Here is a 25,212-nt window from a genome sequence, read left to right on the forward strand (position 1 = left end):
ACCCGCAGGACACCGCAACCAGCACCCGGCACCACGCTACGACGTGCACATCAAGACGCCCAGCAACCAGAAAGCATCCAAAGCCGCCGGGCCGCGACCACGCCGCACAGGTTAAAACTCAAGCTAGGTGATGGTCAAGAAGCTCGAGCCGGACGACACGTTGCCCGAACTCAAACCGCTCGAGTTCATTTCGAGCCCGATCGAGGTGACACCGGTCAGGTCGACCTCGGACACGCCGACGGTCAGCGTGCCCGACGATGCCGTCGACGTCGAGCTCGTACCCAGCACTGTTCCCGACTGCGTGACGACTCGGATCGTGTGCGAGCGGCCGACGAAATTCCCGGTCCAGGCAACTGCCGCCGACACTGCGGCGGCGGTCTTTGCGCCCTGCACCACCAGCTGGTTCGACGACACTGTGGATCCTGGGTATGAACTGGTGTTGGCCGTCCAGGCAGTGACAGGCACCCATGTCGATGAAGACGCCCATGTGTGCGAGCCGTGCTTCGTCATCCCGCTGGGCTGGAAGTTCACTGCGGTCGGCGCTGCCCACGGGCCGGTGTGGTGGGCGGCGCGGGCAGTCCATCGGCCGTGGTTGTAGGTGACGTGGACGGGGTGGTCGAAGGCGGCGGTGACATTGTCGGTGGTGACCGTGTCGATGGCGGGGCCGCAGGCGATGGTGCGGCCGTCCGCGATGAGCAGAGCATGGGTGGTGGTATTCGGGAGTTCCTCGAGGTGGTGGGTGACCAGCACCGAGGCGACCTCGGGGTGCGTGTCGCCGAGGGTGTCGATGGTTTCCAGCAATTGTTCGCGGGCCGCCACGTCCAACCCGGTGGACGGCTCGTCGAGCAGCAGCAGGCGCGGCTGCCCGACGAGGGCGCGGGCGATCAGGGTGCGACCGCGTTCGCCCTGGGAGAGGGTGGGCCAGGTGTCTTCGGCTTTGCCTTTGAGGCCGACGGTGTCGATCATGGCGTCGGCGCGGCGCAGTTCGTCAGCGGTCGGGGTCCAGCGCATCGGGGTGTCGATGGTGGCGGTGATGCCGGTCAGCACGACCTGACGGATCGTCAGCGGGTACCGCAGTGGGTGGCGGGGATTGACGTGACCGATGGCATGGCGCAGGCGCGCCAGTTCGACCCGGCCGAGTTGCTCCCCGAGCACCCGGACCGTGCCGGAAGTCGGGAAGGTAACCGCGCCGCAGAAGCCGAGCAGGGTGCTCTTGCCCGCGCCGTTCGGGCCGAGCAGAGCCCAGTGTTCGCCCGCGTGCACGGTGAGCGAGATGCCGTCGATGATGTGTTTGCCCTTGCGGCGGAATGTCACGTCTGCCAGTTCGAGCACCGGTGTGCGGGTCACGTGAACGCCTCCTTCAATGTCGACAGGTGGGAGCGGCTGAATGCTGCTGCGGCCGTGGAGTTTCGGTGTGCAATCGCATCGGTGAGCCGAATGTGGGCGTCGTGGTCGGCCGGTTCGGAGGGAACCGGGCGAATCTTCAGCATGTCGATCATCGCCGTGCGCAGCCGGGGCAGGAAGGTATCGAAAAGCTGGGTCAGCACGTCATTGTGTGCGGCGACGATCACGGCGCGGTGGAAGGCCATATCGGCGTCCACATGCTCGGGGATCGGCTCGGCGCGGGTCTCCCGTGCGGCGAGCGCACGCCGGATCGCGCGTAGATCGGCGGGGGTGCGACGCTGCGCGGCGAGCGCGGCGGCCTCGGCCTCGATCGCGATGCGGGCCTCGATCACCGAGACGATGGTGGCGCGGCGCAGTACGACGTCCCAGTCCTCGGTGACATCGAGTGCGATGACGAAGACGCCCGCGCCTTGGCGGCTATCGAGTACACCTTTGCCCGCGAGCTCTCGGATGGCCTCACGAAGTGTCGACCGGCCGACGCCGAGTTGGGCGCCGAGGGTGGTTTCCCCGGGCAGCCGGTGACCGAGCGGCCATTCGCCGTGGCGGATGCGCGCCAGCAACAGTTCGGCAGCCTGAGCCGCCAACGGATGGCGTCGCACCTGCATAGCGGCCGGATGATCGGGGGTCCGACGCTGCGGCGCACCCGGATCTCCGTCCGCCCGTGTGCTTCGAGGAACCATCACAACCTCTCTACTTGTCTGAGGAGTTGTGTATAGTCTAGCCATCATGACGCGCACCATGCTTCTCCTTAGCCGCCACGGCGGGGCCTGAACGACCGGCCCCCCGCCGTGGGGCTTTGTCGTGGCCGGTCACTCCTTTTGTGACGGCCGACGGCCAGGAAGCAGACCCGAACATGAGTATCCGCGTTTTCCCCACCATTGCGACACCAGCCGGTGACGTGCCTGCCACCGCCCCGGTGTGGAATCGGCAGCGGCATTCCCAGATGCCGTCGCACCGCTATCGCACGGTCTACGATCGCGTGGATGTGCCATTCACGCACCGTGAATGGCCGAATGCGCGACTCACCCATGCGCCACTGTGGGTGCCTGTCGACCTGCGCGACGGCAACCAGGCCCTGGCCGAACCGATGGATCCGGCCCGCAAGCGGCGCTTCTTCGAACTGATGGTCGCGATGGGCTACAAGGAGATCGAGGTCGGCTATCCCTCCGCATCGCAGACCGATTTCGACTTCGTCCGGTTGATCGCGGACACCGATATCGCACCGGCGGACGTCGCGATCGTCGTATTCACCCCCGCCCGAAGAGATCTGATCGAGCGCACCGTCGAATCGGTTCGCGGCATCCGCAACGATGTGGTCGTTCACATGTACACCGCAACCGCGCCGACTTGGCGAAACATGGTGTTGGGCAAGGACCGTGACGAATTGCAGGAGTTGATCCTGGCAGGCGGACGCGACGTGCTCGCGTTCGCGGGCGACATGCCGAATGTGCGCTTCCAGTTCTCGCCCGAGGTGTTCAACCTGACCGAACCCGACTTCGTGCTCGATATCTGTGACCGCATGACGGCGTTGTGGGAGGCGACCCCACAGCGGCCGGTGGTCCTGAATCTGCCTGCGACAGTGGAGGTTGCGACTCCCAACGTGTATGCCGACCAGATCGAGTACATGCACCGGAATCTGGCGCGGCGCGAGGGCGTCATCCTTTCGGTGCACCCGCACAACGACCGCGGCACCGGAATCGCCTGCGCCGAACTGGCCCTGCTGGCCGGCGCGCAACGCGTCGAAGGCTGCGTCTTCGGCAACGGCGAGCGCACCGGCAATGTCGACATCGCCACGCTGGCGTTGAATCTGCACGCCCAGGGGGTGGATCCGATGATCGACTTCTCCGATATCGATGAGATTCGGCGCACGGTCGAGTACTGCACCCGGATGTCCGTCCATGAACGGCATCCGTACGTGGGTGATCTCGTGCACACTGCGTTCTCCGGCACGCATCAGGACGCGATCAAGAAGGGGATGGCCGAGCATCGCGCGCGGGCGAACACTGCCGGCATCCCGGAGCGGGAACTCGAGTGGCAGGTCCCTTATCTGCCCATCGATCCGGCCGACATCGGCCGCAGCTACGACGCCGTGATCCGGGTCAATTCGCAATCCGGCAAGGGCGGCATCGCCTATCTGCTGCTCACCGAATACGGCTTGGATCTGCCACGTCGTCTGCAGATCGACTTTGCGAGACAGGTGCAGGCGCACACCGACGACACCGGCCGGGAAGTCACCGCCGCCGAACTCTATGACCTGTTCGAGGCGAGCTACCTCGACGCAATCGACCCGAGTCCGGTAGGCCTGAAGCAGTGGCGTACCCGCGGCGACGGTCCCGACACGAGCAACGAGTTCACCCTGACCGTCGGCGATGTCACCCACTGGACCGAACATCGCGGTACCGGTCCGGTCGAGGCTCTCACGGAGGCGCTTGCCCGCATCGGACGTCGCGTCGAGGTGCTGAACCTGACCCAGCAGTCCATCGGGTCCGGTAATGACGGCACGGCCATCACCTACCTCGAGTACCGCGCCGACGGCGGAACCGAATGGTCCTGCGGAAGAAGCGCTTCCGTGCTCGAGGCGACCTTTGCGGCCGTTGTCCGCGCTGTCAACATCCTCGAGCGGCGGCGCATGCAGTAGCGGTCGAGGGGCGGGGAAGGCTGTCTCGACCCCGTCCGCTACCACCGAGTCCACGAGCGCATGCCCCGCAGGCTCGTCGCGAGTATGCGATATCTTGGGCAAAATGCCCGATATCGGCGGCGCTCGTGCGAAGGTATCCAGCGTGGTGCGGCACGTGTCAGGGAACCTCCCCGCTGAGGTGACGAGCTTCGTCGGTCGGGGCGCGGAGGTTGCCGCGGCCAGGAAGCTGCTGGCCAGCACGCGGCTGCTCACGCTGACCGGGCCGGGCGGGGTGGGCAAGACGCGGCTGAGCAGGCGGGTCGGGGAGGCAGTGCGGCGCGCGTTCCCGGACGGGGTGTGGCTGGTCGAGGTGGCGCACGTCAACGACGGGGAACTGGTGGCATTCAGCGTCGCGCAGGCGCTCGGGTTGCGCGATGACACAAGGGTGCCGCTGGCCGGGTTGACGGAGTTCCTGGCCGACAAGAGCCTGCTGCTGATTCTCGACAATTGTGAGCACCTCATCGATGCGTGCGCGGCGCTGGTCGATCGGCTGATTCCGGCCACAGCCGAGGTGCGAATTCTCGCGACGAGCAGAGAGCCGCTCGGTGTCTCCGGGGAACAGGTGATGCCGGTGGCTCCGCTGCCGGTGCCCGACCTGGACGAAGGCTCCGATATGGCTGTCGAGGCCGGCTCCGTCGACAGCGAGGCGTTGCGGTTGCTTATCGAACGGGCCGCGGCGGCCAATCCGGACTTCCGGGTTACCGACGCCAATCGCGGCGCGCTCGCGGCGATCTGTCGTCGGTTGGAGGGGATCCCGCTCGCCCTGGAGCTGGCAGCGCTGCGTTTGCGAATGTTCACGCCCGACCAGGTGCTCGCGCGGCTCGACGATGCGATGCGCTTGCTCACCACTGGGCTGCGCACCGCGCCGGAACGGCAGCAAACCCTGGAAGCCGCGATTCGGTGGAGCTACGACCTGTGCACAACCGATGAGCAGCGCCTGTGGGAGCAACTCTCGGTGTTCGCCGGTGGCTTCGACCTGGAGGCCGCCGAGTCGGTGTGTCTGGTCGATCCGCAGGACGCGCTGCTGGATGCACTCACCGGATTGGTGGAGAAGTCGGTGCTCAGCCACCGGCACGACAGCGATGGCACCGGCCGGTACACCATGCTCGAGCCGCTGCGGCAATTCGCGCTGGCCCGGCTGAGGGCGCACGGTGACGAGCGCACCGTCCGGATCAGGCACTGCGACTACTACTATCGGGTCGCTCGCCGCGGACGCACCGATTACTGGGGCAGCCAGGACATTATCTGGTTCCGTGACGTGACCCGCGAACACGCCAATATGCGTGCGGCACTGCAATTCTCGTTGGCCGACCGGGACGGCGCGCATCGCGGGCTGCAGATCGCCACCGAACTGCGACCGTTCTGGGAGCACTACCGGTTCCTGCTCGAGGGCTATCGCTGGCTGCGTGACGCGCTGGACAAGGACCTGGAACACACCACCGATCGGGCTCGGGCACTGGCGGCGGCGTCGGTCATCGCCGCCATGCTCTCGGACACCGCCGAGGCGACGCGGTTCGTCGACGAATGCGTCCAGATCGGCACGGAATTGGATGCGGTCGAGGTGCTGGTGGAGGCCACGCTGCTCTCGGCGCTGCTGGCGTTCACCGATGCCGATCCGCGCCGTGCTCTCGACATCGCGGAATCGGCCGCGGATCGGGCCCGCGAATGCGCGCATCATGGTGCGGAGATGGAAAGTCTCGCGTTCGCCTATGTCTGCGCGCTGGTGCTCGAAGATGCCCGCGCCGGTGCCATCGCGGAGCGCTTTCTCGCCGAGACCGCCGAGCACGGTTCGCACCTGCTCGGTGGCCTCGGCTACTGGGCGGTGGGGACGGATCAATGGCGTAAAGGCAACCAGGACAGGGCGATCGGTGCGCTGCGCCGTGCGGTCGAGCTGTTCCGGCTCTTCGACCGATGCGTGTGGACCGCATCGGGCTTCGATGGACTGGCCTGGGTCGCCGCCGCCGACGGTGATCGGATCCGCGCGGCCAGGCTGATGGGCGCGGCGTCGACGGTGCGGTACGGCAGCACCCAGCGGCTCGCGCATGCGATGACCCAGGCGGTCGGGGACAAGGTCCGACAGCAAGTGCGTGTCGCGATGGGGGACAAGGAGTTCCGTACCGCCTTCGACGCGGGCGCCGCGCTCGGGCTGGACGAAGCCATCGACTACGCGTTGGGCACCGAGACCAAACCGGCCGCCGCGCCGACGAAAGCCGTTGCCGCCGATGTGCTCACCCGACGGGAGCGGGATGTGGCGCAATTGATCGCCGCAGGTTATAGCAACAAGGGCATCGCGAGCGAGCTCGTTATCTCGATCCGCACCGCCGAGAGCCACGTCGACCATATTCTCACCAAGCTCGGGTTCACCTCCCGAACGCAGATCGCGGGCTGGGTCAGCCAGAATCCGAAGTGAATCGGCGCGGTCAGTCGCCGGTGACGCCGTCGATGCGCTCGCGCAGGAAGTCGGCGTGGCCGTTGTGGCGGGCGTATTCCTCGATCATGTGCACATAGACCCAGCGCAGGCTGTACTCGGTCGGGCGCCGGGGATGAATGAACGTGTGATCGAGCGGCAGGTCGGCGACGGCGGCATCGGCCAGTTCGACTTCACGGCGATAGGCAGCGAAATCGGCGGCGGCGTCGGCCTCGAGGATGTCGTCGAAGTCGCCGTCGGGATTGTCCGTGCTGCAGTAGAGGTAGTCCAGCGCTTCGCCACCCGCGCCGGTGCGGAACCATCCGCGTTCCACCTCGCTCATGTGCCGGACCAGTCCGAGCAACGACAGCGAGGACGGCGCGACACATCGCTGTTTGAGCTGCTCGGGATTGAGTCCCGCGCACTTGAGCAGCAGCGTCCGACGGTGGAAATCGAGCCACGCCCGCAGCATCGGACGCTCATCGGCGATAAGTGGCGTCTTGCTTCGGTCGATGTCAGGAGCGGTCCACGTCACCGGCCGACTGTAACCCGAAACCGTCGGACACAGCTTGCGAATAAACGGCCGAAGCCGCAGCGCCGATGGTGTTCACCTCGGCGCCGCGGCATCGGTATGGCGGCTGTCGTCGCTGGTGACGGCCGCCTACAGGCCAGCATTCAGGAAGTCGACGACCGCGCGCTCGAAAGCACTTTTCCGCTCGATCTGGACCCAGTGCCCGCACCGGCCGAACAGCCGCAGGTCGGCGTTGGGCAGCTGCCGGGACGGCAGCAGCGCACCCTCGACCGGGGTGACCCGGTCGTCGCGGCCCCACAGCATCAGCACCTCGTGCCGCAAGTTCCGCAGCCGTGCCCACAGCGGCAGCGGTTCGGCGAACGCGGGGTTCGCGAAGGTGATGTAGGCGTCTCTGATGGCCGCGATCGCGGCGGGAGCCGAGGCCGCGACGAGCCGGTCGTCGACGAGCTCGTCGGTGAGCACCGCCTCGTCGAACACCATGGTGCGTAGCCAGCTCAGCACCCGCTCGCGGGTGGGATCCGCGGTGAAGTCCAGCAGTCGCCGAATCCCCTCGGACGGCTCGGGGCCGAGCACATTGACCCCGACGCCGCCGGGGGCCATCAGGACGAGCCGCTCGACGCGATCGGGATGCTCGAGCGCTATCAGGGTGGCTACCGCACCGCCCATGGAATTGCCGAGCAGATGCACCCGAGGCAACTCCAGCTGATCCAGCAGTCCGATCACCGCATCGGCGGAAATGCGCAGATAGTTGCGTTCGTACACCTCCGGTCGCTCGCTGGCGCCGAAGCCGGGCTGATCCAGGATCAGGCAGCGGAAGTGCTCGGCGAGGACGGGCAGATTGCCGCCGAAGTTCGCCCACCCGGACACGCCGGGTCCGGAGCCGTGCAACAGCACCAGCGGCGGGCCCGAACCGGCCTCGTGGTAGCGGAGTTTCAGCCCGTCGACGGTGATGTGGTGACTGGTCGCCTCGGCGCTGAGCATCACACCATCCGATCTTCGACCGGCAGCCCGAACTCGCCGCGGCCGAACATTGCCAGAGCGCGCTCCACGTCGTTGATCACGTGCACGCTGCCCGCATGGGCGTCGCGCCAATGCCGTTCGATCGTGTTGGGTTTGCGAATCGAGTGGCCGCCGGAATTATCGAACAGCAGCTCGATCGCCGCGATTGCGCGTTCGGTGCCGCGCACCTGGTCGCGACGGGTACGCAGGCGGACCTCGTCCGGAATCTCCTCGCCCGCTTCGGCATAGCGCAATTGCTCGGAGATATTGCGCTCCATCTGCAGAATCGCGGCGTCGATCTCGGAGCCGGCGCGGGCGACCCGCACATGCGCGAAACCGTCTTCGGCGACCTTCTGCCCGCCGTAGGACAGCCGCACCCGCTCCCGCATCATCTCGATGTGCGCCTGGTAGGCGCCCTGTGCGGCGCCGATGATCGGCGCGGTGATCGTGTTGGAGAACACCCCGGCGAACGGAATCTTGTATAGCGCAGCAGGATTGGCGTCTTGACCGGGTCCGCGCAGCTGGGACTGCTCGGTGGCGCTGTAGGCGCGGTGGTGCGGCACGAAAGCCTTCTCGATCACGATGTCGTTGCTGCCGGTCCCGGACAGGCCGACCACATGCCACACATCGTCGATCAGGTAGTCCGCCCGCGGCACCAGAATCGTCAAATAGTCACGGGGATTGCCGTTCTCGTCCGGCGCGAGCGCGCCGAGGAAGGCCCATTGCGCGTGGTCGCATCCGGAGGAGAAGCTCCACCGGCCGCTGACCTCGTAGCCGCCCTCGACGGGAGTGAGCCGCCCGGTCGGGGCATAGGACGACGAGATCAGGGTGTCGGAATCGTCGCCCCACACCTCTTTCTGCGCCTGCAACGGGAACAGCGCGAGCTGCCACGGATGCACGCCGAGCACCGAGGAGACCCACCCGGTGGACGGGCACGCGGAGGCGATCGCACGAATGACCTCGTAGAACGCGACGGGCGAGACCTCGTCGCCGCCGAACCGCGATGGCTGCAGCATCCGGAACACCCCGGCCTCGGTCAGCTCACTGATGCTCGCCACGGGAACGCGCCGCTGGGCGTCGGTGTCCGCGGCTCGCTCCCGGATCGCCGGAAGCAGATCCCGGACCCGATCGAGCACCTTATTGGTCATGACGGGTGTCCTCCTGTGGTTCTGGGCTGCGGCGCGAAAAGCGCCATGCTCTGACGCTATGTGCGTCCGGGGCGGTGCAACGGCGACAGTCCCGGTGATCGGAACCATGTCGGCCGGTCAGATGTTCGCGGCGGCGGCCGTCCCGGCTTTGCGGCCGAAGAAGCTGCCGTCGCCGAGGGAGGTACCGCTGATGTAGCCCTCGCCGTGCAGTCCGGAGCTCGCGCGGCCCGCGGCGAACAGGCCGGGGATGGGTGCGCCGTCGATATCGAGCACCTGGCCGTCGATGGTGGTGTGCAGGCCGCCGAGGGTGAACACGGAGGCGCCCGTGCCGCGGCGGTTGCCGGATTCCGACGGTGGGCGCACGCCGGTTTTGACATTGATCGCGGCCAGCGGCGCGGTGAGTGGACGCAGCCAGCGTTCGGACTTGTGGAAATCGGGATCTGCGCCGCGTGCGGCGAAGTCGTTGTATCGCTGGATCTGGGCGGCCAGCGCGCCCGATGCCAGGCCTAGCAGCTCGTCCAGCTCGGCCGCCGATTCGGCGACATGGGTCGGACGAACGCCCCAGCGTTCCCGCTCCGGTACCTCGTCGTAGCCCTGCTCGTCGAGCACCACCCACACCTTCATGTCCTGCCGGAACAGTGCCGCCTGGCCGATGCGACCGGGATAGGTGTCTTCGTTGATGAACCGGCTGCCGTGCTCGTTGACGATCATGCCGCGCGCGGCGAAGGCGGGAACGAGCGAGATGCCGACCTGCCCGGCCGCCATGTGCCGAACCGCAGCGCCCGCGGCCTGCGCCAGCCGGATGCCGCTGCCGTCGTCGGTGCCCGCGCTGACCTTGGTGTGCCCGAGCAAGCGCGGCGCGTTGGCGGCGAGCATGCCGTCGTTGTCGACGAAACCACCGGTGGTCAGCACGCATCCGCGCCGAGCCCGGATGGTGAGCTCTTTGCCGTAGCGGCGCGCGACCGCACCGACGACGCCGCCGTCCGCGCCGATAATCAGATTGGTCACGTAGGTGTCGTATTGCGCTGTCGCGCCTGCGGATTCGGCTGCGTCGACGAGGGTGTCCATCAGCAGCCTGCCACCGAAGTCGTTGGCCGTCGGCCGGTGGCCACGCGGTGCCGGGGTCGCAATCTCGGTGAACGGCCAACTGTTCTCGCCGAGCCACATCAGCCCGTCGTCGGTGGGCGGCACCCACGCGGGCGAATCCCACAGACTCGGCTTGAACGGCACGCCACGATCGACCAGCCAGTGGAAGTGCGCCACGCTGTGCTCGCAGTAGTGCGCGATCTTCTGCTCGTCCGCGCCCAGTCCGAGCGCGGCAAGCAGGAAGGCCGCCATCTGCTCGGGGCTGTCGTCGAATCCACAGGCCTGCTGGATCGGGGTGCCGCCGCCGAGGTAGATCTCACCACCGGACATGGCCGACGCCCCGCCCGCACCACCCGCCCGGTCGAGCACAAGCACATCAGCGCCGGTGTGCGCCGCCTCGAACGCGGCTGCCGCACCGGCACAGCCGTAGCCGACGACCAGCACGTCGGTCTCGATGTCGTAGTGGCTCACCTCGGCGGCGGCGCGCGGCGCCACCGAATTCCGGACCGTCATGGGACCGACATTTCCGGCCGCAGGGTGGGCGACGGTATCGACCATCTCGGTAGCCGACTCAGTCCTCCCGGTCAGTGGGACTGAATCCGGTCCTCCGACGGCGCACTGGTGATGGTGTGTGAACGGCGTCACGTTGTGTATCCCGGCGCCGACGAGGAGAGGATATCGATGCGGGTCCTGGTCACCGGAATCACCGAGCCGAGCGGTCGCGCGGTGGCGCGCATGCTGTTGGCCGCCGGGCACGAAGTGGTCGGCCTGGACCGCCGGTGGCATCGCCACGTCGATCCCCGGGTGCAGTTCATCGCGGGTGATCCTGCCGATGCCGGAGTCTGCGCCCGAGCGGTCGACGGATGTGCCGGCATTGTGCACCTGGCCGACTCCGGGGTGCCCGAGATCGCTGTCGCAGCACGCAAAGCTGATGCGCGCGTGGTGATTCCGGTGGTCGCGGGTGCGCGTTCGGCGCGGATGTCGGAGCATGAGGTGGCGACCATCCTGCGGACATCGGGTGCCGACGGGCTGCTGATACGCACCGCGCCGGTGGCCGGTCGCCGGATCGGCCACGAGACCCGACGGGCACTCGAGTCGATTCTCGGCTCGCGATCCGACGACGGATTCCAAGTGCTGCACAGCGACGACCTGGATCGGTTCCTGGTCGTCGCCGCCACCACCCTGCCCAACCGCGAGCGGGTGGAGGGTCTGGAGATCGTCGAGCTCGCCGCCTCCGGTGTCGTCACGAAAGACGAGGTGCGCGGCATGATGCGCGCGGCGGGCGTGCGCTACTCCGCGTGGGTGCCGGGCTGGTCGGCCCGTCGGCAGCTGCTCGATCCGACTGTGGCACAGGAACGGTGGGGATTCCGCTGCGGCTGGACGGCTCGCGAGGTCATGGCCGACCTGGTGCGCGGAATGGTCGGCCGCAAGCCCGACGGCGGTGGATTCCGCACCCGGCGCGGGGCGATTCCCTTGCCGTCACACGTCATTCCGTCGCGTGCCGCGACCTCGGACAACCATCGGCTGGCGAATGTCGCACCCGAAGGTCTCGAGGGCGAGTTCGACGATCGGGTCGACGAGCGCTACCCGGTGCACACCGCGACCAACACCTCCGAAGCGCTGCCCGGCCCGATGACCCCGCTGACGATCGACCTGCATGCGGGCGCGATCCGTCTCGCCAACGAGGCCATGGGCACCATGATCGCCCTCGACGGAATCGCCTTGGAGCACTGGACGAGTCGCGTCACCACCGTGCTGGGTCATCACGTCTACATCAACGCCTCGATCGGCGTGCTCGCCGCCGAGAATATGCCGGGCTGGGACGAGGAGAGCATCCGCCGCGACGCCTACGGCAATATCCCCGCCGAGATCGCCCTGCAGCCGCACGGCAAGCCGCCGATGCCCACCGGCTTCGCGAGCACCGTGGCTACCTTGCGGGCAACCTCCCGTGTCCTGACCACCGCGACCCGCTTCCGGAAATCCGCGGAAGTGATCAATGCGGCTTCGCACGCGGAGGCGTTGAGTGCCGACAAGATTCGTGAACTGACCGACGAGCAGCTGCATGTGCGCGCTTTGCTGTGGCGTGACCGGCTGCATCAAGCCTGGCAGGCCGCATCGATCGGGGTGATGATGACCGGCGCCGCCACTGCCGTGCATGCCCGAGGCAAGGACGCGGGCGAGGTGCCCATCGATCTGAACCGCCTGGAGTCGGCGAAGCCCATGCTCGCGGTCGAACGGCTCGCGCAGCTGTGCCGTGACGATGTCGACCTCTACGAGGCGGCCCGAGCCGGGGACATCGCGGCGGCACGGGCGAATTCGCCTGTTTTCGCCGCCGCTCTCGATGCGGAACTCGCGAAGATCGGGCACCGCGGACCCGGTGAATGCGAGCTGATCAACCCGACCTTCGGTGACCGGCCTGCCCTGCTGGTGAGTGCGGCGGCCCGCGCGGCGCAATTGCCTGCGCCCAAACGTGAACCCGTCGATGCCGCGCCGAGCCGCACCGCGAAGATGGCGGCGGGAGCCACCGTTGCGCGGGAACGCGCCCGCGACGGTGTTGTGCGGATCACCCACTGCTTGCGACTGGCGGTGCGCGAGCGCGCGGCCCGCCTCGTCCGCGCCGGGCGACTGCGCGAGACCGACGACGCCTGCTACCTGACGCTGGACGAAATCTTCTGCCCCCCGTTCGATGTCGCCGAGAAGGTCGCGCGCAGGCGCGCCGAACGCATCAGACTGCAGGGCTTGCGCATGCCGGATGTCATTGCCGGACACTGGGAACCGGCCGCGGACGCCGGTGCACTCGGCACCGACGAGAGCCTGACCGGTATCGGGGTGTGCGCGGGTGTGGTGGAGGGCCGGGTGAAACTGGTGCTGTCGCTGGACGACGACATCGAACCCGGCGACATCCTGGTGGCCTCGGTAACCGACACCGGGCATACCGCGATGTTCGCCTACGCCGCCGCGGTGATCACCGATATCGGCGGCTCGGCCTCGCATGCCGCGATCGTGGCCCGCGAATTCGGCATCCCGTGCGTGGTGGACACCAAGACCGCCACCACCAGCCTGTCCGACGGCCAGCTTGTCCGTGTCGACGGCGCCGCAGGCACCGTGACGCTGCTCGTGTCCGCGCAGTAGAGCTTGGGCCGGAACCATTCTCGCCGGCTCATTGTGGAAAGGAACACCCCTCGTGACACTCTCGCGCGCCTTACGCGGTGCCCTGGTGGCAACGGCCGCCACGTTGGTCGGTATTTTCCCGGCCACCGCGGTCCCGGTGCTGTCGGCTCCGGCCGCAGCGGCCCCGATGCTGCAGTCGCCTGGCCAGCACGACCGCTCGCTCGGCCTCCCGCATGCGCCCAATGCCAGGGACATCGGCGGCTACCCGGCCAAGGGTGGCGGCAAGCTGCGCTCCGGTGTCGTCTTCCGCACCGATGCACTGGCCAAACTGGATGACGGCGAGCAGCAGAAACTGGTGTCGCTGAAGATCGGTCAGGTGATCGACTTCCGCAGCCCCGTCGAGGCCGGCCGCGATCCCGACCGCCTGCCTGCGTCGATTCGCCGCACCGAGCAGCCCGTCTACGATCCGGCCAACGACTTCTTCGTCATGGTGTCGCGGCTGATCCAGGCCGGACCGGCGGCACAGCAGGAAGCGCTCGGTGACGGCAAGGGCGCCGAAATCATGCGGACCTACTACCGCTGGTTCGTCACGAACCCGAGCGCGCGGGCTCAGTTCGCCGCGGCTTTCAAGGACATCGCCACCGCGCCGGGCGGGGTGCTCTATCACTGCACCGCGGGCAAGGATCGCACCGGCTGGATGACCGCGATCCTGATGAGCGCACTCGATGTCCCGAAGGGGCAGATCTACAACGACTTCCTGGAGTCCAACGACAATCTGGCCGCGGGCAACAAGGCGCTGCTGGATGCGCTGGTAGCACAGGGGCTGGTCACCGATCGCTCGTTGTGGGAGCCCATTGTCGGCGTGCAGCGCGACTTCCTGGATGCGGCGTTCGATGAGGTGCGTCAGTCCTACGGTTCGTTCGAGAGCTTCCTCAGTGGTGGGCTCGGTGTCGACGAGGCGACTGTCGCGGTGCTGAAGGCCAAGCTGTTGAGCTAGCCGCACTGGGGCTGTTCTGCGCAGACACCGCAGTTCCAGCTCTGGCACGGCAGGAGATGTCGGTGTCGGGCCACCTGGTCCGGCACCGGCATCTCCTGCCTGCCGGTTTTGAATGTCTGTGCAATACCTGGCGGGACCGCCACATCGTTGCGAGCCCACCGCACAGCGAACGAAGTCATCGTCTCCCCAGGCCCTGGAGCTGCACGTCGATCAGGGCCAGCCCTTCGTGGTAGACATCCCGATCGAGCGATTTCTGGTACTCGGACAAATCGGGAAACAATCGCCACTGCTCCTCTTCTGCATTCGGGTTGCGATCAAGCCATGCTTCATGGATCTCGCTGTAGGTGTGTCCGACGAAGCCAGGGCGACCTGGATCGCGTCCTGCCCGTAGCTCGGTCAGTATCCGCTCCACGGTTACTCGCGCCGATTCTTGATTGTTCTACTGCCAATCCTTCGGCAGGTCGCGATGTTCCACGTTGGCGATGTCGACCGTGTCGGTGCCGGTCGCGGCGATCCAGTCCGGGTCGATTGTCGGCTTGGGCCTAGGTTCGTAACTCCCGTCGCGCAGCAGCCGTGGCGCGCGCCAGTTATCGTGCAGTCGCGTTGCCAGCTCCAGGCTCAGCTCTTCGACGCGCGATTCCAACACCCGAACCTGCGCCGGGGTCACTGTGAACTCGTACCGCGGATACTTACCGTGCGGGTACGGATCCTCCGCCGACAACCGGGCATGAATGTCAGGACCCTACCTGGCGGACCACGCTTCCAAATACTCTGTTGTCGAACAGATTTGAATCGTCTTTGACATTTCCTTTAACTGCTCTTGGTGTCGGTCGGGATACTCCTCGGTAATCTCCGCTACTGCGCGACTCGGCGAAACCGGGTACGGCCCAACGTATTTGAACATCGGTTGATGGTGACTTTAACAACCCTTGAAATATGAAGGGTTGTGAGGCGTGGTCTGCGATGGCTTGGATGCAGCCAAAATCGTTGCTGGACTGGACATATAGCACTGATCAAGATCAAATCTGTTGTCCGAACCGGTAAATCGATTCGGGTAAGATCAAAAACCTTGCCCCGCAGCTGTGTTGCCCGTGTGTATGCTATCGATTCATCACGACTCACTACGAGGTGGGACGATGGCCAGGGCGGTGTCGAATTGGATCTGAATACACTCCGAATGCGCCGCGCGACCATTGTCGCAGCCCTCATCGGCGCGCTCACGATGTCCGCCGCCGGCCCCCTCGACCGATTGTTGTTGGGTCTGTTCGTCTGCGCCGGAATGGGTTTGGGTTGGCTGAATGCTCATCTCACCCGAACGGCCGTCAATCGGGTTGCAGATTCGGAGTCGCCGAAGAAGCAGCGACTGCTGGTCTCCTCGGCAGCCCGATTGTTCGGCATCACAGCCGTTTCGATCGCCGTCGCTTTCCTGGCACGACCGAGTGGTATCGGAATCTTCTTCGGCATCGCCATTTTTCAAGTAATTCTGGTCCTCTGTACCGTCGTCCCCGAACTGAAGGGGATTCGCCAGCTGTCATGACGATCCAACCTGCTTCGATTGCTCACCCGGTGCGGCAAGTCCTTGCCGAGGGCGACGCTCCATCGGATTCGAAAATCAAGGTCGGCGAACACGCGGTCTCGCATCTGTGGGGCATGGCCTTCGACGTCGACACCATAGTGTCGACGAGCGTCGCCGCGATCATTGTTCTCGCGCTGGCGTTCTACCTGCGGATCAAGCTGACTTCCGGTGTACCCAATGGCGTACAGCTGTTCTTCGAGACCGTGACCGTCCAGATGCGCAACCAGGTGGAGAGCGCGATCGGTATGAAGGTCGCGCCGTTCGCGCTGCCGTTGGCGGTCACGCTGTTCGTCTTCATCCTGCTGTCGAACTGGCTGTCGGTACTACCGGTGCAATACGGCGCGGGCGAATTCATCGCACCGCCCGCCTCGGACGTCAATTACGTCTACGCGCTGGCGTTGTTCGTGTTTATCTTCTACCAAGGGGCAGGGGTCGTGCGGCGCGGCCCGTTCGGGCACGTCAAGCAGTTGCTCAAGGGGCACACCGGTTGGGGCCCAATGGTTTTCATCAACATCATCGAAGAGGTCGCCAAACCTCTCTCGCTGTCGCTGCGATTGTTCGGAAATATGTTCGCAGGCGGCGTGATGATCTCGGTGATCACGCTGTTCCCATTCTGGATCAGCTGGGGACCGAATGCCGTGTGGAAGCTGTTCGACCTCTTCGTCGGCCTCATCCAGGCATTTATCTTCTCGCTGCTGACCGTCCTTTACTTCAGCCAGTCGATGTCGCTGGAGAACGAACACCACTGATCGGCGCCGCCGATCGAGCACTGGGCTAGAGAACAGGAAGTGAAATGGCAGACGCAACAACGGCAGCCATCATTCAGGGCGCGCTTATCGGTGGCGGCATCATCATGGGTGGCGGCGCCATCGGTGCGGGTATCGGTGACGGGCTCGCGGGTGCCGCGTTGATCAATGGGGTTGCGCGGCAGCCGGAGGCCGAGAGCAGGTTGCGCGGCAACTTCTTCCTGACGGTGGGTCTGGTCGAAGCGGCGTACTTCATCAATCTGGCGTTCATGGCGCTGTTCGTCTTCGCGACTCCCGGTAAGTAAAAGAGCATGGCTCCGCGAACGGATGTGGTTGCCGACGGCAATTTCCTTGTCCCCAACGGGACCTTCCTCGTCGAGTTGTTGATCTTCATAATCGTGCTCGGTGTCATGTGGATGTTCGTGGTTCCGCCGATCAGGGCGGTGCTCACCGAACGTGAAGCCAGAGTCGCCCAAACCGCGTCGGACGAGAAAGAGGCCAAGGAGCTGTTCGCTGACGCCGAGGCTCGACACAAGTCGGCGATCGCCGAAGCGCGCAGTGAAGTCGTCGAGATCAGAAATCGGGCCCGCGCCGAGGGCCGGGCCATTCTCGAGCAACTGCGCGGTGAAGCACAGCAGGAGGCCGACCGGATTGTCGAGGAGGCCGCGACGGAACTACGGGCGCAGGCGGACCGGGTCGCCTCGGAACTGCGCGAAACTGTCGAACCGCTTGCTGAGACATTGGCCGACCGAGTACTCGGCGTCGTTGACCGAACAAGCGCAGGTAACAGGTAGGACGGGCGAGTAGTCATGATCGTCACCAGCGGTATCCTCGCCGACGGGACCGTCGCATCGGGCCCCTATCACATCACGATCCAGTGGCCGGTATTCATCAGCCAGCTCTGCGCCTTTGGCTGCATCGTGTTCGTCATCGTGAAATGGGTGCTGCCACCGGTCAAGTCGATGATGGTCAAGTCGCAGGGCACCATTCAGAAACAGATCGACCAGAGCGAACAGACGGCGGTGCGGCTCGCCGAGGCCAAGATGGCCTACGCCAACGCGCTGGCGGAGGCACAGATCGAGCTGGACCAGCTCCGCGAAGACGCACGCGTCGACGCCGAACGAATTGTCGCTCATATGCGGAGAATCGCCGACAGCGAGGTCACCAGGGTCCGCAAGCAGGGCAACGACCAGATCGAGCAGATGCGCACTCAGCTGATCCGCGACCTGACCACCGATCTGTCCGCGACGGTCCTGGAACGCACCGAAGAACGGGTGCGCCTGCAGCTCAATTCGACGCACGTGGTGTCGGACAGCATCGAGATCTTCCTGGAGGACCTCGAGGCCATGGCAAATGGGTCGCCACCGGTCCGCCGTAGCCCGCAATCCTGGGCGCACTGAGCGATCGGCCTCCGATCACCCGGCGGCACCTACCCGATTCAGGTGTCCGGTCGCGGAATACCGCCGCGTCGGGCACTCGGTAGCGGCAATCCGGCAGGCCGCCGTCCCCTCGACGGCGGCACACGAGCGGATCTGCGCTGTAGCCGATCATCGCCGGTGACGCCGTGCTGCTGTCACCGCAGCCGGATCGGTGACAGGTTCACCCAGCGCGATCAGCGCGTGCCCTGCCGAGATGAGGAGGCAGGAAGGACCACGCCCTCCGCCGGCTGATAGTCATTGCTCCTCGGACGAACCGGACGCGGGGTATCCCGACGTATGCCGCGCTCTGCGGACTATGCGACTTTCAATGCGGCGTAGACGGCGATGAGCAGGCCGGCGACGATCGCCGCACCAGCGACCAGACCGACCATCGATACGGCGAGACGATCAGTCGACTGGCGTGGCCTGCGGGGGATGTCATGTCGAACCCACATTCTCGCAACTGTCCAGGTCTGTCATTATGTGCAATTCGGCACCGTTTGCCGGACTATCGGCCGTATCGGAACAATTGTTTCGCAAGCTATCGTCGCGCGAATGGCTCACCGGCGGTATACGGCTTCTCGGGCTCGCTGATACTCCGCACGGATAAGGGCCCCGGCCGCGCCGCCGTCGTCGGGTGCGGCAATCTCGGCGATAGTGCGCGCCGGCCAGCGCGGGACCTGCGCTGTGCCGCTGAGCGCCCAGGCCGCCTGACGGGCGGCGCCGAGTGCGACGTACTCGGTGGGTTCGGGAACCGTGATCGCGACGCCGAAGATCTGGGCGGCGATATCGGCGACAAGGGCGGAGCGAGCGGCCCCGCCGATGAGCAGGACGCGCCGGACCGGGACACCGGAGGCGCGGAGGTGGTCGAGCGCTTCGGCCATATTGCAGAGCATTCCCTCGAAGGCCGCGCGGGCGATCGTGCTCGGTCGCATGGAATGCGGTCGGAGTCCGTGCAGGCTGCCTGCGACGTGTGGGAGGTTCGGTGTGCGTTCGCCGGACAGGTAGGGCAGCAGCACAACGCCGTCGGCTCCCTGCGGCGCCTGTCGCGCAAGTCTCTCCAGTTCGGTGCGGTCGACACCGAGCATTTCGGCGGCGGACCGGAGGACCAGGGCGGCGTTGAGCGTGCACACCAGTGGGAGGAAAGCTCCGGTGGCGTCGGCGAATCCGGCGATCGCGCCGGTGGCATCGGCACTGGGACGGCTTGAACGGGTGTAGACGGTGCCGCTGGTGCCGAGGGAGACGACGATGTCGCCTTCCTCGATACCCAATCCGAGTGCCGCACCCGCATTGTCGCCGGTGCCCGCTGCGATCAGCGCACCGGCGTCCGTGCGCCCGACGGCCTCGGCGGGCCCTGCGACGCGCGGAAGTTCCGGTGTCCGGCCTCGGAAGGCGAGGGCGAGAAGGTCGTTGCGATAGCACTGTGCCGCAGGCGACCAGTAGCCGGTGCCGGAGGCGTCTCCTCGATCGGTGGTCGGCTCGTTCCCTGGCGCGGTCGGCGCGCCGCGTAGCCGCCAGGTCAGATAGTCGTGCGGAAGCATGATCCGGTGCGTCCGGTCGGCCAGATCCGGCTCGTGATCGGCCATCCAGCGCAGCTTCGCGACGGTGAACGCGGCGAGCGGCACACTGCCGACGGCGTCGGCCCATGCCTGCGGTCCGCCGAGTTCGGCGACCAGGTCTTCGGCCGCGGTCGCGGAGCGGATGTCGTTCCACAGCAGAGCATCCCGTATCGGCAGCCCATCGGAATCCAGCGCGACGAGACCGTGTTGTTGACCGGCGACGGCAATGGCGTCGACGTCATAGATGAGGCCGTCTCCGGCCGCGCACAATGCCTGCCACCAGGATTCGGCAGCCACTTCCGTGCCCGCCGGGTGCGGTGCGTGCGCTTGCGCAAGTATCTCGCCGGTGTCTGTGTCGCAGACAACGACCTTGCATGATTGGGTGGAGCTGTCCACCCCCGCGACCTTGGCCATTCGGAATACTCTGCACCCGATCTGCCGTCGCTCGGTGGATTTCGGGCATCCGGTTTCCGCGGGTCCGGTCGGGCTGCCGATATCGGGCATGAGGCAGACTGTCGCGAGTGAGCGACGACCCGGACCCACACGCCGACGTGCACGTCCGCACCGGCGACGGGACCACGGTGCCGCAGCTGACGGACCCACTGCTCGACGACCTGCTCGGTGCCCCGCCCGATCCGGAATGTCCCTTCATCGTCGTCAGCCGTGGCGAGAACGACTACATCCAGACGCGGTTGCTGCCCGACGGCGTCTACGAGCTCGAACACCGCGCGGGCGCGCCGGACGAGCTTTGCCACCTGTACACCCCCGACGCCGCCCTGGTTCGCGATGTCATGTGGGCCTGGATCGACGGCAACCCCTGGTGGCGCGATGGCGTCGCGTGGTTCCCCGTCGACCCCGCGATCGCGGAACTCGAGACCACCCGGCGTGAGCTGGAGAGTCTGCTCGATGGTTTCGGTGTCCTCGACGACATCCAATCCAGCATGGATCAGGCGCTCGCGCGAGCAGACGAGCTGCTGGCGATGGACATTCCCGATCTGTCGATCGACGACGTCGAATAGTAACCCGGCCGGAGCCGCCGCTCGAGTACACCGACCCTCGGGTCGAGGTCTCTACTGCTTCGATGCTCGAGTGGTTCGAGGGCTCTGGTACCACAGGGCAGTGCTGGCAATACGCGCGTTCGTGAGCGGGAGATAGGTCTTGTCGTCGCGCCAGCCGAGTGCCTGCAGCGTGACGCGCAGGTCGCGGTGGAAGCAGATCGGGTCGCGCACGTGCCACCGGTACATGCCGAACCGCTGGTCTGGTTGGTAGATCTCGTTCGGAGGTAGGACTTGGTGCAGACCGAGGTAGGGCGTGGAGTAGGTGCGGTAGCCGCCGTCTAGATCGAAATTCCAGGCGCCGCCGAAGTAGTCCTCGGTGCCGGTACCGCAGAGGGTCGGGTGGGTGGTGTCTCCGTCGAGGTAGAACTTGAGTTCGCCTTCGCCCCACCAGCCGGGCGCGCCGGGCTGGATAGCGAGGTAGGTGCCGACGTAACGGCCGGGGCCCGGCACGGTCTCGAGGATCGGGTGGACGGCCGGGGCGCCGAGCGGATTACTGTGCCGCCATTGAGCATTCAGGTAGCCCGCGGAGTCCGGGACGTCTTCCTCGGTGTAGGTGGCCTGGTAGTACAACGGCACCGAGCGATCGCTGCCGTTGTGCAGCGTGATGCGAGCGCTCTCGCGAAAGGGCATGGGCCAGAAGCTGTTCAGTCCGCCCGCCGGCGCGACGACCACCATCTCCGAACTCACCAGTGCCAGCTCGTCCCAGCCATTGCAGAAGAAGTCGCCCAGCGGCAGTTCGATCGCGGGCTCTGGTGCGTTGTCCCAGTACATGCGCAGGATCAATTGTCGAAGCACGGTGCGCGCGGTGGTCAGCCACAGGTGTCGAAACACACCGGGGCCGGAAACCTCGGCGAGCGTGGCAGTTTCGTCCACCGCGAGCTCGATCGAAGGTGAGATCTTCCAGCCGGGGCCGAGCAGCCGGGCGGCGGCGGCTCCGGTGCCCTCGACCGCGCGAGCGCCCGCCCCGGGTGCCCCGGTCGGATTCTCCGCGCTGATCGAGCGGGTGCGTGCGGCATCGAGCCGCCAGAGCTCGGATCCCGGCGCGGTCACAGACCCGGCCAGCCGTATCGGGCGGTCCCGGCCACGTGGCCTGCCATTCGCTCGGCGGTGGCAGCGGGACTCGCCGCGTGGGCGGCGGCCCGGAACTGATCCATATCCAGCCATCGGATCTGTTGCACCACCTCTTCGAGCACGTCCGCAGTCAGGAAGCCGGCCTGCGAGAACACCAGCAGCCCTTCGCGAAATCCCATCAGCGTGGGGAAGCGGTCGACGTTCGCCGAGGCGGTCAGCGCTTGCTCGGACTCGGTGTCGACCTTGCCGTGCACGATTTCGGGATGCAGGTCGGAGGAAGCCTCGTAGACCGGCGCGAATTGGCGGCACGGCCCGCACCAGCCCGCCCACCAATCGACAAGCACAACGGGATGGCTTGCGACGGTGCTCTGGAAATTGTGTTGGGTCAGTGTCAGTGTCGGCATGGTGTCCTCGCACATGCGGTGGTGCTACGAGTGGCGGACGGCACGATGTTCCTCGTCTGCGAGGAAGTGCGCGATGTCCACGGTGGATTCATACATCTCACGGTAGCGCCGATAGTAGGACGTGTAGGTCGCGTGGCGGTCCGGATCGGGTTCGACCACGCCGATCACGGGATTCCACTCGGAGGTGTCGATGCCAGAGGCCTCCGCCGCGAGCAGCGCATCGCCGAGCGCGGCACCGACCGTATCGGCCGGGAGTTGTTGTGGCAGACCGGTCACGTCCGCAACGATCTGCGTCCAGAGCCCGCCCTTGGTGCCGCCTCCGACGGCGACCAAGCGCCGCGCCTGCCCGCCCGCCTCGGCCATCGCCTCCAGGTTGTGCCGTACGCCGTAGGCGATGCCTTCCATGGCCGCCCGGTACAGCTCGGCGCGGCCGTGCCCGAGGGTGAGGCCGGCGATGACGCCCCTGGCGTCCGGATCGAACAACGGCGTGCGTTCACCCGCGAAGTAGGGCAGCACGAGCAGGCCACGACTGCCCGCGGGCACCTCGGCGGCCGCGGTGACCAGGTCGGCGAAATCACCGCCGAGCAGTCGGCGCAACCAGTCGGTCACCGCGCCCGAGGTCGCCATGCCGGCGGCGAGAGTGTAAGTGCCAGGCCAGGTTCCGCAGGTGCACCACAAGCCTGGGTGCGGGTGCGGGTCGGTGAGCACCTGCACCAGGAACATGGTGGTGCCGTACATGATCATGGCATCGCCCGGGCCCCGGACACCGACGCTGGCGGCTTCGGCCCAGGCGTCGATGGTGCCGGTGGTGACGGGTAAACCTGCGGGCAGGCCGGTGGTGGCCGCCGCGGCGGCGGACACCCGGCCGACGATCTCGGTGGGCCAGGCGAGTTCGGGCAGCGTCAGGCCCGGTGCGACCACCTCGGCCCAATCGGCCGCCCACTCGCGTTTGCCCAGGTCGTACATCGGAACACATTGGCTGGCGGATTGGTGATCGAGCACGTATCGGCCGGTAAGCCGATGCACGAGAAAAGAACTCGCCATGAGCAGCATGCCGGTGCGGCTCGCAATGTCGGGTTCGTGCCTGGCCAACCAGCGCAGCTTCGGGCCGACGGCTTGACTCGTCAGCGGTGCGCCCGCCCGCTCCAGCACCGCCTGCACACCGAATTCAGTGTTCAGTTCCACGATTTCGGCGGTTGCCCTGGTGTCGACGCCATACAGAATGGCCGGTCGCAATGGCCGTCCGTCGGCATCGGCCGGCAGCAGGCACGGCCCGATCCCGCTGACCGCCAGCGCGTCGAGAAGGTGCACGCCGGTCCGGCTGCCCGGGGGACTGTCGCTGCCGAAGACGCGATGGGCGATGTCCATCAGCTCGCGGGTGATGGCGACGAAGTCGGCCCACCAAACGGCCTCGGCATCGTGCTCGAACCAACCCGGGCGTGGCGACGAAACATCGTGTGCCCGTTCGGCTCTGGCTATCACCGTGCCATCACGTTGCACCAGGACCCCTTTGGAGCTGGAAGTCCCGATATCGATCCCCAGATACATGCGCTACCGCCTCTCGTGAGGGAGAACCTGCGGGTCCACGGCTGCTCAGCGGGTGAACTCGTCGAGAGTGATATCGAGGAGTGTGCAGGCAGCGCGGACCGTGGCGCGATGATCGCCGGGAATGGCATGAATGTGGTTGGCGCCGAAGCGGGAAAGGAAATCCTCGGCCTTTGCGTCCAAGCGGGCGAACGCATGTGGCCATTCCCAGGTGGACTGCTTCATGAGGGCCTCGTTGGTGGCGTCGTCGTAGTTCTCGAACTCGCCGAGCATCAACTGCATTCGATAGTCGCCGTTGTTGCGCGTGAGGCGGGCGAGGGTCATTCGACCGGGCGCGGCGAGGTGGTGCACCGAAGCCCCGCCCGCAGGGAAGAAGAACACCTCGGGGTACAGGTGCACCTTGGCCAGGTTCTCGGCCGGGTCATCGCTGCGCGCGGCGAACCAGGTGGCGTGCTGACCGGAATTGCACAGATCCCAGATATCGCGGTCGGCGTGGTAGTGCCGCACATCGGCGAAAAGTACTGGACCCGCGGCTATCTGCTTGAGCAATTGCATGGTCAGCGCGCCGTCCATATCGGCCTCGGTGGCACAGACGTGCGGCTGTTTGGGGCCGTTCCAGTCGTATGGGTCATTGAGAAATGCCTCGGTGATATCCATGGTGGCGAAGTACTGGGTGAGTTCGGGTTGTCCCTTGATCCCCGAAAAGTCCAGCCGCCATTCGTCGATCAGCTCGCGCACGGCGAGATACGAGCGGATCTGGCGCTCCAGCAGTTCCGGCGTCAGCTTCACTCCGTCGTAGTGCACGCCTGCGGTGTGGCGCTCCAGCCATTCGCGCGCCGCCTTGGCCTCACCCGCGTCGGCGAGTTCCGCGCGTCGCACGATCTCCCACTGATCGATCTCCTCGACGTCGATGCCGAACAGTCGCTGCCACTGATCGGTATTGGCCACCGCGGTGTTCATCCCCATCGGCCGCCCGCCGAAGCGCCCGAAGGTCGCCCCGCGCAGGCTGGCCACCGCGGCCGCCGCGGTGGCCTGCACGCCGATCGCCTCGATCAGCGTCGGGTCGGTCGGATCACCCCACAGTCGGGTGTGTGCGCGACCGATCTGGTCCAAGGCCCCGCCCGCTGCCAGCATGCCGACCATCCCCGGCTGGACCGGGTCGATATTGGACAACAGCAGCAGCGGGCCCGAGGTGGCGCCCGCGGCCAACATGGTGAAATGCGGGAACGCCCAGACCGCGTAGTGCAGCACCGTCAGGTCCACCCCGGCGGAGCCCACCTCGCGCGCCACCGACCCGGCGAGCGCATTGGTGCTGATTGTTTCGGAACCCCGGATGACCTCGTGCCCGGCCGTGGTGAGCTCGGATACGAGCCGGTCCTCGGCCGCCGCGATGAACTCGGCGATGCCCCCGTGCACATAGGGCCGACCGTCGGAAATGCTGATTACCCCGATACGCGCCATTCAGATCGCCTCC

General features: G+C 66.4%; 23 protein-coding genes and 1 pseudogene. 10 read left to right on the plus strand and 14 right to left on the minus strand.

Annotated elements, in window-relative coordinates; translation table 11 throughout:
* Positions 1-567 precede the first annotated feature (567 nt).
* Together ACLMAL_RS02280 and ACLMAL_RS02285 are read right to left on the minus strand one after the other, a co-directional pair.
* Positions 568-1,347 (minus strand): annotated as a pseudogene (locus ACLMAL_RS02280) (ABC transporter ATP-binding protein); the annotation flags it as partial.
* Positions 1,344-2,009, minus strand: coding sequence for a FadR/GntR family transcriptional regulator (locus ACLMAL_RS02285; RefSeq protein ID WP_411997875.1), 666 nt, complete (start codon positions 2,007-2,009; stop codon positions 1,344-1,346). The pseudogene ACLMAL_RS02280 and the gene ACLMAL_RS02285, both read right to left, overlap by 4 nt.
* 248 nt (positions 2,010-2,257) lie before the next feature.
* On the opposite strand from ACLMAL_RS02285, the gene ACLMAL_RS02290 reads away from it, so the two are divergent.
* A complete protein-coding gene (locus ACLMAL_RS02290; protein ID WP_411997544.1) occupies positions 2,258-4,042 on the plus strand; it encodes a 2-isopropylmalate synthase in 1,785 nt (594 codons plus the stop codon).
* 103 nt (positions 4,043-4,145) lie between these two features.
* Complete coding sequence (locus tag ACLMAL_RS02295) at positions 4,146-6,491, plus strand: helix-turn-helix transcriptional regulator (protein ID WP_411997545.1); 2,346 nt, start codon at positions 4,146-4,148, stop codon at positions 6,489-6,491.
* 10 nt (positions 6,492-6,501) lie between these two features.
* Here ACLMAL_RS02295 and ACLMAL_RS02300 read toward each other — a convergent pair whose 3' ends face one another.
* From ACLMAL_RS02300 to ACLMAL_RS02315, 4 genes are all read right to left on the minus strand, one after another.
* The gene (locus ACLMAL_RS02300) at positions 6,502-7,023 is read right to left on the minus strand and encodes a DinB family protein (protein ID WP_406229565.1); all 522 of its coding nucleotides are present in this window, start codon (positions 7,021-7,023) and stop codon (positions 6,502-6,504) included.
* A gap of 126 nt (positions 7,024-7,149) precedes the next feature.
* A complete protein-coding gene (locus tag ACLMAL_RS02305; RefSeq protein ID WP_411997546.1) occupies positions 7,150-8,001 on the minus strand; it encodes an alpha/beta fold hydrolase in 852 nt (283 codons plus the stop codon).
* Entirely contained in the window at positions 8,001-9,167 is a 1,167-nt protein-coding gene (hsaA, locus tag ACLMAL_RS02310; protein ID WP_411997547.1) for a 3-hydroxy-9,10-secoandrosta-1,3,5(10)-triene-9,17-dione monooxygenase oxygenase subunit, read from the minus strand. The genes ACLMAL_RS02305 and hsaA overlap by 1 nt, the downstream gene beginning before the upstream one ends.
* A gap of 117 nt (positions 9,168-9,284) precedes the next feature.
* Entirely contained in the window at positions 9,285-10,766 is a 1,482-nt protein-coding gene (locus tag ACLMAL_RS02315) for an FAD-dependent oxidoreductase (RefSeq protein WP_411997548.1), read from the minus strand.
* Positions 10,767-10,934: 168 nt separating this feature from the next.
* Here ACLMAL_RS02315 and ACLMAL_RS02320 point away from each other — a divergent pair, with 168 nt between their 5' ends.
* A complete protein-coding gene (locus ACLMAL_RS02320) occupies positions 10,935-13,385 on the plus strand; it encodes a PEP-utilizing enzyme (RefSeq protein WP_411997549.1) in 2,451 nt (816 codons plus the stop codon).
* Between the two features lie 52 nt (positions 13,386-13,437).
* Positions 13,438-14,361 (plus strand): tyrosine-protein phosphatase, encoded by a 924-nt coding sequence (locus ACLMAL_RS02325; RefSeq protein WP_411997550.1) that lies wholly within the window; start codon positions 13,438-13,440, stop codon positions 14,359-14,361.
* Positions 14,362-14,536: 175 nt separating this feature from the next.
* On the opposite strand, the gene ACLMAL_RS02330 is transcribed toward ACLMAL_RS02325, so the two are convergent.
* Both ACLMAL_RS02330 and ACLMAL_RS02335 read right to left on the minus strand, forming a co-directional pair.
* The gene (locus ACLMAL_RS02330; RefSeq protein ID WP_411997551.1) at positions 14,537-14,773 is read right to left on the minus strand and encodes a hypothetical protein; all 237 of its coding nucleotides are present in this window, start codon (positions 14,771-14,773) and stop codon (positions 14,537-14,539) included.
* A gap of 27 nt (positions 14,774-14,800) precedes the next feature.
* Entirely contained in the window at positions 14,801-15,028 is a 228-nt protein-coding gene (locus ACLMAL_RS02335; RefSeq protein ID WP_411997552.1) for a hypothetical protein, read from the minus strand.
* Positions 15,029-15,538: 510 nt separating this feature from the next.
* On the opposite strand from ACLMAL_RS02335, the gene ACLMAL_RS02340 reads away from it, so the two are divergent.
* The 5 genes from ACLMAL_RS02340 to ACLMAL_RS02360 all read left to right on the plus strand — a co-directional run bounded on the left by ACLMAL_RS02340 (position 15,539) and on the right by ACLMAL_RS02360 (position 18,083).
* Positions 15,539-15,898, plus strand: a complete 360-nt coding sequence (locus ACLMAL_RS02340) for a hypothetical protein (RefSeq protein ID WP_411997553.1) — start codon at positions 15,539-15,541, stop codon at positions 15,896-15,898.
* A 113-nt stretch (positions 15,899-16,011) separates the two neighbouring features.
* Positions 16,012-16,686, plus strand: a complete 675-nt coding sequence (gene atpB, locus ACLMAL_RS02345; protein WP_328412975.1) for a F0F1 ATP synthase subunit A — start codon at positions 16,012-16,014, stop codon at positions 16,684-16,686.
* A gap of 44 nt (positions 16,687-16,730) precedes the next feature.
* On the plus strand, positions 16,731-16,988 hold the full coding sequence (locus ACLMAL_RS02350; protein ID WP_328399931.1) for a F0F1 ATP synthase subunit C: 258 nt from the start codon (positions 16,731-16,733) through the stop codon (positions 16,986-16,988).
* Positions 16,989-16,994: 6 nt separating this feature from the next.
* Entirely contained in the window at positions 16,995-17,477 is a 483-nt protein-coding gene (locus tag ACLMAL_RS02355) for a F0F1 ATP synthase subunit B (protein WP_411997554.1), read from the plus strand.
* Between the two features lie 15 nt (positions 17,478-17,492).
* Positions 17,493-18,083 carry a hypothetical protein gene (locus ACLMAL_RS02360; RefSeq protein ID WP_328399935.1) on the plus strand — a complete coding sequence of 197 codons (591 nt, stop codon included), beginning with the start codon at positions 17,493-17,495 and terminating at the stop codon, positions 18,081-18,083.
* A 332-nt stretch (positions 18,084-18,415) separates the two neighbouring features.
* Here ACLMAL_RS02360 and ACLMAL_RS02365 read toward each other — a convergent pair whose 3' ends face one another.
* On the minus strand, positions 18,416-18,556 hold the full coding sequence (locus ACLMAL_RS02365; RefSeq protein ID WP_411997555.1) for a hypothetical protein: 141 nt from the start codon (positions 18,554-18,556) through the stop codon (positions 18,416-18,418).
* A gap of 105 nt (positions 18,557-18,661) precedes the next feature.
* A complete protein-coding gene (gene xylB / locus ACLMAL_RS02370) occupies positions 18,662-20,074 on the minus strand; it encodes a xylulokinase (RefSeq protein ID WP_411997556.1) in 1,413 nt (470 codons plus the stop codon).
* Positions 20,075-20,181: 107 nt separating this feature from the next.
* Between xylB and ACLMAL_RS02375 the strand changes: the two genes are divergently transcribed.
* The gene (locus ACLMAL_RS02375) at positions 20,182-20,679 is read left to right on the plus strand and encodes a hypothetical protein (RefSeq protein WP_411997557.1); all 498 of its coding nucleotides are present in this window, start codon (positions 20,182-20,184) and stop codon (positions 20,677-20,679) included.
* Positions 20,680-20,730: 51 nt separating this feature from the next.
* Here ACLMAL_RS02375 and ACLMAL_RS02380 read toward each other — a convergent pair whose 3' ends face one another.
* From ACLMAL_RS02380 to ACLMAL_RS02395, 4 genes are read right to left on the minus strand one after another with little or no spacing between them, the layout of a single operon-like run.
* A complete protein-coding gene (locus tag ACLMAL_RS02380) occupies positions 20,731-21,768 on the minus strand; it encodes a glycoside hydrolase family 172 protein (RefSeq protein WP_411997558.1) in 1,038 nt (345 codons plus the stop codon).
* Positions 21,765-22,208, minus strand: coding sequence for a thioredoxin family protein (locus tag ACLMAL_RS02385; RefSeq protein WP_411997559.1), 444 nt, complete (start codon positions 22,206-22,208; stop codon positions 21,765-21,767). The genes ACLMAL_RS02380 and ACLMAL_RS02385 overlap by 4 nt, the downstream gene beginning before the upstream one ends.
* A gap of 9 nt (positions 22,209-22,217) precedes the next feature.
* Positions 22,218-23,741, minus strand: coding sequence for an FGGY-family carbohydrate kinase (locus tag ACLMAL_RS02390; RefSeq protein ID WP_411997560.1), 1,524 nt, complete (start codon positions 23,739-23,741; stop codon positions 22,218-22,220).
* A 45-nt stretch (positions 23,742-23,786) separates the two neighbouring features.
* Positions 23,787-25,199 carry an L-fucose/L-arabinose isomerase family protein gene (locus ACLMAL_RS02395; RefSeq protein ID WP_411997561.1) on the minus strand — a complete coding sequence of 471 codons (1,413 nt, stop codon included), beginning with the start codon at positions 25,197-25,199 and terminating at the stop codon, positions 23,787-23,789.
* Positions 25,200-25,212: the final 13 nt, after the last annotated feature.

The organism is Nocardia sp. CWNU-33 (genome assembly GCF_046764895.1).
GTDB lineage: Bacteria > Actinomycetota > Actinomycetes > Mycobacteriales > Mycobacteriaceae > Nocardia.